This window comes from Oceanibaculum pacificum (assembly GCF_001618175.1).
GTDB lineage: Bacteria > Pseudomonadota > Alphaproteobacteria > Oceanibaculales > Oceanibaculaceae > Oceanibaculum > Oceanibaculum pacificum.
Genome location: NZ_LPXN01000039.1, coordinates 1 through 8,404 on the forward strand (window position 1 = coordinate 1; position 8,404 = coordinate 8,404).

The following is an 8,404-nucleotide window of genomic DNA, read 5'->3' on the forward strand; positions in this document are numbered from 1 at the left end:
CGAGACGCCGCTTCGCGGCTCTTTAGGGCGAGGGAGTCTTGGGACATTCCGGCCAGTGCCGCTTGGTGCCCCTCATGCTGAGGAGCCCTCGGCAGAGGGCGTCTCGAAGCATCGGGCGGCCTACTCCCTCCGCCCCCTCAGAACGAGAACCGGCCGCAATCGACCACGATGGTCTGGCCGGTGACGGCGGAAGCGGCGCAGAGGAAGAGCATGGCGTCGGCGATATCCTCCGGCTCGACCATGCGTTGCAGCATGGTGTTGGCCATGGAGCGGTCCTTGCGTTCCTGTGGCCAGGTGTCGGTCCAGGGGGTGCGGGTAAGGCCGGGGGCGACGGCGTTCACGCGTATGTCCGGCCCCAGCGCCTTGGCCAGATTGCGCGTCAGATTGATCAGCCCGGCCTTGCTGGCGCCATAGGCGAGCGAGCTGGCATTGCCGCCCAGCCCGGCGATGGAGGCGGTGCTGACGATGCAGCCGCGCGATTCGCGCAGGAACGGCACGGCGGCGCGGGTGCAGCGGAACGGGCCGATCAGGTTGGTCGACAGGATCTTGCCCCAGAACTCCTCGGTCATCGCATCGAGATCGGCGAACGGAATCGGCTCCAGCGCGCCCGGCGTGCCGGCATTGTTGATCAGGATATCCAGCCCGCCCAGCGCCTCGGCCGCCTGGCGCACCATCGCGTCGGCGGAGTCGGATTCCGCGACGCTGCCGGGGGCGGCGAGCGCGGTGGCCCCCATGCGCCGCAGCGTTTCCACCGCTTCCGCGCCGCGCGCATCCTCCGGCAGATGATTGATCGCGACCGCAGCACCCGAGGCCGCCAGCAGCTTTGCCGTGGCCAGCCCGATGCCCGACGCGCCGCCGGTCACCAGCGCCCGCTTACCTGTAAGGTCCGCTTTCAACATTCTTCCCTCTCCCGCGATAAGTTTGTGCCTTGCGATGAGGCAGGCCCGTGTTATTTTTTGATCTGTGAAACTGAATTTCGCAAATGCTCGGTTCGGCTCGATGGAGGGTACACGCATTTCACAGCCATGATTGCCGTTATGCGAACGGTTGCATGGCTGATATGCTTTCAATCGGTAAAAGCAAGAACCGGAACGGTCTGCAATAAACAGGGAGGTTACTGAACGATGAAGCCCATACAGTACAAGGCTTTGCTCTGCGCGGCGCTGCTTGCCGGCGTGGCCGGCGTCGCGCCGGCGCAGGCGCAATCGAAGATCGAGCTGCCCTCGACCCTGGCCTGGACGGCCTATGATGTCGGCTCCGGCGGCTACAACCAGGCCGTCGCCATCGGCGGCGCGCTGAAGCGCAACGCCGAGGTCAATCTGCGCGTCCTGCCGGGTAAGAACGATATCTCCCGCCAGGTGCCGCTGCGCGAGGGCAAGGTGCATTTCTCCGCCACCGGCCTGGGCGCCAGCTTCTACGCGCAGGAAGGCGTCTACGAATTCGGCGAGAAGAATTGGGGCCCGCAGGAAGTGGCGCTGCTGATGGCGTCGAACTCCGATGGCGGCCTGTCGATCGGCGCGGCCGGCGATCTCGGCATCAAGACGGTGGCCGACCTGAAGGGCAAGCGCGTCGCCTGGGTCGTCGGCTCGCCCTCCCTGAACGAGAACAACACCGCCATCCTGTCTTATGCCGGCCTCACCTGGGACGATGTGAAGAAGGTCGAATTCTCCGGCTTCGGCGCGTCCTGGGACGGCATCATCAACGGCCAGGTCGACGCCGCCTTCGCCTCGACCACGTCGGGCAAGGCCTATCAGCTAGAGAATTCGCCGCGCGGGCTGGTCTGGCCGACCCTGCCGCATGGCGACAAGGCGGGCTGGGACCGGGTGCAGGAGAAGGCCCCGTTCTTCGTGCCGATCATGGCCACCGAGGGCGCCGCCATGTCGAAGGACAAGCCGTGGGAAGGGGCGACCTACCCCTACCCGATCCTGCTGTCCTACAAAAGCCAGGACGAGAAGCTGGTCTACAACATGACCCGCGCGATGATCGATTATTTCCCCGACTATAAGGGCGGCGCGCCGGGCATCGACGGCTGGGCGCTGGACCGGCAGATCCTGAAATGGGTCGTGCCCTACCATCCGGGCGCCGTGAAGGTGTTCAAGGAAAAGGGCGTGTGGACCGACGACATGCAGGCCCATAACGACAAGCTGTTCGAACGCCAGAAGGTGCTGAAGACCGCCTGGGCGAAGATGAAGGACGTCGATGCCGGCGACAAGGAGGCCTTCGAGAAGAAATGGATGGCCGCCCGCAACGCCGCGCTGAAGGAAGCCGGCTTCAACCCGATCTGGTGAGGCGCGTCGCCTGACCCCGACTTACCGCCCGGCGCTGCGCGCCGGGCGGTTCTCGCTTTACCCCGGCCCTATCGTTCCGCTGACCAGCCGCCGACACGGCGCAGAATGGCGATGTCATGGTGACTCCCGATCAGACCGCCCCGCAGGCCCAGAAAGCCGCCTTCGAAATGCCGGAGGAGCTGCGCCATCGCGAGCTTGGCCGGCTGGGACGGGCCGTCCTAGCCGTCATTGTGACGGTCACGGCCATCCTGGTGCTGAACCAGCGGCTGAACCTGCAATTCTTCGCCAATATCGTCATCCTGGAGAATCTCTATCTCTACCTGCTGGCGATGCTGCTGCTGCCCATCGTGTTCCTGGTCTACCCGGCCACGCCGAAGCAGATCGACGGCCGGCCGCGCTGGTATGACCTCCTGCTGTCGGCCATCGCCTTCGGCTGCGGCGCCTGGTTCGCCTCGACCGCCGAGATCAATCTGAATGAGGGCTGGGAATATGCAGCGCCGCCGCTGGCGCAGGCGCTGGGCTTCCTCTATTGGGCGGTGATCCTGGAGGCGCTGCGCCGCGCCGGCGGGCTGATCATCACGGTGATCGTCTTCGTGGTGTCGCTGTTCCCCTCCTACGCCGACATGGTGCCGGGGCCGATCAGCGGCATGCCGCAGCTGCTGGTGGATACCTTCGCCTACCACATCCTCAGCCAGGAAGGCGCGTTCGGCATCCCGATGATGGCGTTCGGCAACATCGTCGTCGGCTTCATCATCTTCGGCGTGGCGCTGAACTACACCGGCGGCGCCAAATTCTTCAACGACATCGCCTTCGCCATGGTCGGGCGCTGGCGCGGCGGCGCGGCGCAGGTCGGCGTCGTCTCCTCCATGCTGCAAGGCTCGATCAGCGGCAGCGTGATCTCCAACGTGATTTCCAGCGGCGTCGTCACCATCCCGGCGATGAAGCGGCTGGGCTATCCGCCCAGCTTTGCCGCGGCGGTGGAGGCGGTGGCCTCGACCGGTGCTGTGCTGATGCCGCCGGTCATGGGCTCCACCGCCTTCCTGATGGCGTCCTTCCTGGGCGTGCCCTATGCCGAGATCGCCATCGCGGCGGCCGGGCCGGGGCTGCTGTTCTATATCAGCCTGGTGATGCAGATCGACGCCTATTCCGCCCGGCGCGGGCTGAAGGGCATGCCGGCGCACGAGCTGCCGCGCGCCCGCGACGCGATGAAGAGCGGCTGGCTGTATATCCTGGTGTTCGCGGTGCTGGTCTATTTCCTGCTGAACGAACAGCAGGAGGCGCTGGCCCCCTTCTACGCCACCGGCGTGCTGCTGGTGATCAACCAGATCCTGCCCGGCAACCGCATGTCCTGGTCGCGCTGGATCGACTTCCTGGTCGCCTGCGCCCGCGCGCTGGCGGAGCTGGTGGCGCTGCTGCTGGGCGTCGGCTTCATCATCGGCGCGCTGATGGTGACCGGCCTGGCCGGCACGCTGGCCAATGATTTGGTGTTCATGGCCGGCAAATCGATCCTGCTGCTGCTGCTGATGGGGGCTATCACCAGCTTCATCTTCGGCATGGGGATGACGGTGACGGCCTGCTACATCTTCCTCGCCGTCATCCTGGCCCCGCCCTTGATCCAGGCCGGCATGGACCCGCTGGCGGTGCATCTGTTCATCATGTATTGGGGCATGGTCTCCTTCATCACCCCGCCGGTGGCGCTGGCCGCCTTCACGGCCTCGTCGATTGCCCGCGCACATCCCTTCGCGGTCGGCTTCGCGGCGATGAAGCTGGGATCGGTGATCTATTTCGTGCCGTTCTTCTTCGTGCTGAACCCGGCGCTGATCCTGCACGGCACCGCATCGGAGATCGCCATCGTGATCGCCACCGCGGTGCCCGGCATCTTCCTGATCGCCGCCGCCATGCAGGGCTATCTGCGTGGTCTGGGCGTGCTGGGCAACGACCCGATGGGGCTGCTGTCGCGCGCCTGCATCTTCATCGCCGGGCTGGCGCTCGCCTTCCCCGGCTCGGAAGAGCTGAACTTGTCGCAGATCGAGCTGCTCGGCATTTCCGCCGTCGGCCTGGTGCTGGGCGTCGGGCTGGAGCTGATGCGGCGGAGAGTCAGGCTGGCGTAAGGCCGGACCTTACGCCGCCACCACCGGCGCATCGCCGCCGTCGCCATCGTCCTTCTGGCTGAACACCGGCGGCACCGCCTGCAATTCGGCCAGCGGGATGTGGCAGGCGATGCGGTGGCCCGGCGCCGGCTCCACGATCGGCGGCGGGGTGGTGTCGCAGATATCGCCCAGCTTGCGCGGGCAGCGGCTGGCGAACGGGCAGCCGGCCGGCGTGTCGAGGGCGCTGGGCAAATCGCCCTCCAGCACGATGCGGCGCTTCTCGAAACTGGTGTCGGCGATCGGCACGGCGGACAGCAGCGCCTCGGTATAGGGATGATAGGGCGGGCTGAACACCTCGTCCGTCGTGCCCTGCTCCATGATCTGGCCCAGATACATCACGACGATGCGGTCCGCCAGATAGCGCACCACCGACAGATCATGGCTGATGAACAGCAGCGTGGTGCCGTGGTCGCGCTGGATTTCCATCAGGAGCTGGGTGACGGCCGCCTGCACCGACACGTCGAGCGCCGAGACCGGCTCGTCGGCGATCACCATGGCCGGGTTGCCGGCGAAGGCGCGGGCGATGCCGACGCGCTGCTTCTGCCCGCCGGAAAGCTGGCGCGGCCGCCGCCGGGCGAAGTCGCGCGGCAGCTTCACCGTATCGAGCAGCTTGAACACCCGCTCCTCGATCTTCTTCGGGTCTTTCTCGATGCCGAATTTCTTGATCACGCGGGCGATCTGGCTGCCGATCGTATGGCTGGGATTCAGCGTCTCGTTCGGGTTCTGGAACACCATCTGCAGCGAGCCGATCTGCTCCGCGCTGCGCTGCTCCACCGGCAGATCGGCGATCTCATCGCCATTGAAGCGGATGCGCCCCTCGGTGGCCGTCTCCAGCCCCATCAGCACCTTGGCGAAGGTCGACTTGCCGCAGCCCGACTCGCCGACGATGGCGACGGTCTGCTGCCGCCGCGCATCGAAGCTCAGCGATTCATTGGCCTTCACATAGCGCACATTGCGGCCGCGCAGCACGGCGATCAGCGAGCGGTCGGTCACCTCGTAATATTTCTGCATCGCCTCGACGCGCAGCACCCGCTCGCCGGGCGGCATCGGCTCGATGACCTCCTGCGTTGGCTGATACTCCGCCCAGTCGATCTCCTCCCAGCGGATGCAGCGCACCGCATGCGGGCGCGCCGCGCCGGACAGGCGGTCCAGCGGGATGCGCCGGGCATCGCAGCGCCCCTCCACGAAATGATCGCAGCGCGGGCCGAAATTGCAGCCAGGCGGACGCTTGTGCGGCAGCGGCAGCTGGCCGCGGATCGGCACCAGCGGGCGGTCATACTTGTCCGAGCCCGGCATCGGGATGGCGCTGAACAGGCCGGTCGTATAGGGGTGGCGGGTGGCCTGGAACACCTCGTCGATGCTGCCCTCCTCCACCACCTCGCCGGAATACATCACGAAGACGCGGTCGCAGGTCTCCCGGATCAGGCCCAGATTATGCGAGATATAGAGGTTGGAAGTGCCGAAATCGCGCCCCAGATCGGCGATCAGCTCGACGATGCCGGCTTCCACCGTCACGTCCAGCGCCGTGGTCGGCTCGTCCAGCAGCAACAGCGACGGCTTGGACAGCAGCGCCATGGCGATCACCACGCGCTGCTGCTGGCCGCCGGATATCTGGTGCGGATAGGCCGCCAGAATGCGCTTCGCGTCGGGCAGGCGCACAGCGTCCAGCAATTCCTCGGCACGCTTCAGGGCCGTCGCCATATCGACCCCCTCATGGCAGATCGGCACCTCGGCGAGCTGCCGGCCGATGGTCATGGAAGGGTTCAGGGCGGCCATCGGCTCCTGATAGACCATGGCGATGTCGGCCCCGCGCAGGCGGCGCAGCTCCTCCGTCGACATGGTGACGATGTCGCGGCCCTTGAACTTGATCGAGCCGCCGACGATGCCGCCATTGTCGCCCAGGTAATTCATGATCGCGAGGGCGACGGTCGACTTGCCGCAGCCGGATTCGCCGACCAGCCCCGCGGTCTCCCCCTCGTTCAGCGTGAGGTTGAAATCGACCACGGCGGGGATTTCCCCCGCCCTGGTGAAGTAGGACAGGCAGAGGTCCTTGATTTCGAGAATGGGCACTGTCATGGCATCAGTCCCTCAGCGATACTTCGCGCAGGCCGTCGGCCAGCAGGTTGAAGCCCAGCACCAGCGAGGAAATCGCGATGCACGGGAAGATGGTCATGTGCGGAAAGGTCATCGCCATGCCGCGCGTCTCATTGACCATGCTGCCCCAGTCGGGATCGGGCGGTGGCAATCCGAGGCCCAGGAACCCCAGCACGCCGATGGTGATGATGACATAGCCGACCCGCAGGCAGGCATCCACGATCAGCGGACCGCGCGCATTCGGCAGGATTTCGATGAACATGATATAGAGCGAGGATTCGCCCCTGGTCTGCGCCGCCGCCACATAATCGCGGTTGCGCAGATCCAGCACCAGGCCGCGCACGATGCGCATGATGCCCGGCGCGCTGGCGAAAGTGACCGCCAGCACGATATTGACGCCCGACGCGCCGAAGGTGGTGATGATGACCACGTACAGCACCAGGATCGGGAAGGACAGGATCAAATCGGCCACGCGGCTCAGCAGATCGTCGACCCAGCCGCGCTTGTAGCCGGCCGCCAGCCCCATCACGATGCCGACCGCATAGGCGCAGACCGTCGCCAGCGGGGCGTAGAACAGCACGGTTCTCGCCCCCCACATCAGGCGCGAGAGGATATCGCGCCCCAGATGGTCGGTGCCGAGCCAGAAAATGCCCGTCTGCGGCATCTCGAAGCCCGGCGCCATGAAGGGCACATATTGCGCGTTCGGCGGAAACGGCGCCAGCAGCGGCGCCAGCAGCGCCATCGCCACCCAGAACACGATGATGCCAAGGCCGATGGAGCCGATCCAGCTTTCCCGGATCAGCGCCGCGCGGCGCAGATACTGCATCAGCCTGGAGGGGCGGGCGGGCCGCACGGCGTTGTCTGTCATTCTCAGCCCCCCAGCCGGATGCGGGGGTTGAGATAGGTATAGCCGATATCGGCGATGGTCTGCGTCGTCACCGCGACGAACACGGCGACCATGGCGCAGGCCTGGATCATGTAGATGTCCTGGTTCAGCGAGGCCTCCAGCAGCAGCGCGCCGAAGCCCTTATAGGCGAAGAAAAACTCCACCACGATGACGCCCGACAGCAGCCAGTTGATCTGCAGCATGATGACGGTGAAGGGCGCGATCAGCGCGTTGCGCAGGGCGTGGCGCAGAATCACCTGGCGGTAGGGCAGGCCCTTCAGCACGGCGGTGCGGATATAGGGCGTCTGCATCACCTCCGCCATCGAGGCGCGGGTCATGCGCACCAGATAGCCGAAGCCGTACAGGAACAGCACCGAGACCGGCAGGATAAGCTGCATCGGGTCGAAGCCGCCGCTCATCGTGCTGGTGCCGGGCAGCCAGCCCAGCGAGAAGACGAAGATGAAGGCCAGCAGCACGGCGCTGGCGAATTCCGGCACCGAGGTGGTGCCGATGGAGGTCAGCGAGATGGTGCGGTCGAGGGCGGAGCCTTCCTTCATGCCGGCCAGCACGCCCAGCGTCAGCGACACCGGCACCATGATGGCGTAGGTCGCCAGCCCCAGTATCGCGGTATTGCCCAGCCGGTCCCACAGAATGTCGGATACCGGGGCCTTGAATCGGATCGACTGCCCGAAATCGCCGGTGACGATGCCGACCAGCCAGTCGAAATAACGCACATAGAGCGGCCGGAAATACCCGTTGGTCTCCAGCCAGATATTGCGCTGCTCGACCGAGGTGTAGGGGCCCAGCACCTTCACGGCGACACTCTCGCCATTCACCTCAAGCAGCAGGAACAGCAGGATCGAGACGACCAGCATGGTCAGCAGCATATAGCCGACCCGCTTGGCCAGAAAGATCACCATGCGCGATATCCTCCTGCGGGGTTGGTGCGAACGCCCCTCTCCCTAGCCCTCCCCCGCAAGGGGGGA

6 protein-coding genes are annotated in these 8,404 nt (G+C 65.8%); 2 read left to right on the forward strand and 4 right to left on the reverse strand.

All coding sequences use genetic code 11. The annotated features are described in order from the left end of the window. Window positions 1–137: 137 nt before the first annotated feature. Complete coding sequence (locus tag AUP43_RS03535; protein WP_067552800.1) at window positions 138–899, reverse strand: SDR family NAD(P)-dependent oxidoreductase; 762 nt, start codon at window positions 897–899, stop codon at window positions 138–140. A 225-nt stretch (window positions 900–1,124) separates the two neighbouring features. Here AUP43_RS03535 and AUP43_RS03540 point away from each other — a divergent pair, with 225 nt between their 5' ends. Both AUP43_RS03540 and AUP43_RS03545 read left to right on the forward strand, forming a co-directional pair. Further along, a complete protein-coding gene (locus tag AUP43_RS03540) occupies window positions 1,125–2,288 on the forward strand; it encodes a TAXI family TRAP transporter solute-binding subunit (RefSeq protein ID WP_067552803.1) in 1,164 nt (387 codons plus the stop codon). Between the two features lie 116 nt (window positions 2,289–2,404). Further along, the gene (locus AUP43_RS03545; RefSeq protein ID WP_067552806.1) at window positions 2,405–4,399 is read left to right on the forward strand and encodes a TRAP transporter permease; all 1,995 of its coding nucleotides are present in this window, start codon (window positions 2,405–2,407) and stop codon (window positions 4,397–4,399) included. 9 nt (window positions 4,400–4,408) lie between these two features. Here the strand turns inward: AUP43_RS03545 and AUP43_RS03550 are convergent, their stop codons facing one another. The 3 genes from AUP43_RS03550 to AUP43_RS03560 are packed head-to-tail and all read right to left on the reverse strand — an operon-like array spanning window position 4,409 to window position 8,338. After that, window positions 4,409–6,514, reverse strand: a complete 2,106-nt coding sequence (locus AUP43_RS03550; RefSeq protein ID WP_067552809.1) for a dipeptide ABC transporter ATP-binding protein — start codon at window positions 6,512–6,514, stop codon at window positions 4,409–4,411. 4 nt (window positions 6,515–6,518) lie between these two features. Continuing rightward, window positions 6,519–7,400, reverse strand: a complete 882-nt coding sequence (locus tag AUP43_RS03555) for an ABC transporter permease (protein ID WP_084462520.1) — start codon at window positions 7,398–7,400, stop codon at window positions 6,519–6,521. A gap of 2 nt (window positions 7,401–7,402) precedes the next feature. Continuing rightward, complete coding sequence (locus AUP43_RS03560; RefSeq protein WP_067552812.1) at window positions 7,403–8,338, reverse strand: ABC transporter permease; 936 nt, start codon at window positions 8,336–8,338, stop codon at window positions 7,403–7,405. Window positions 8,339–8,404: the final 66 nt, after the last annotated feature.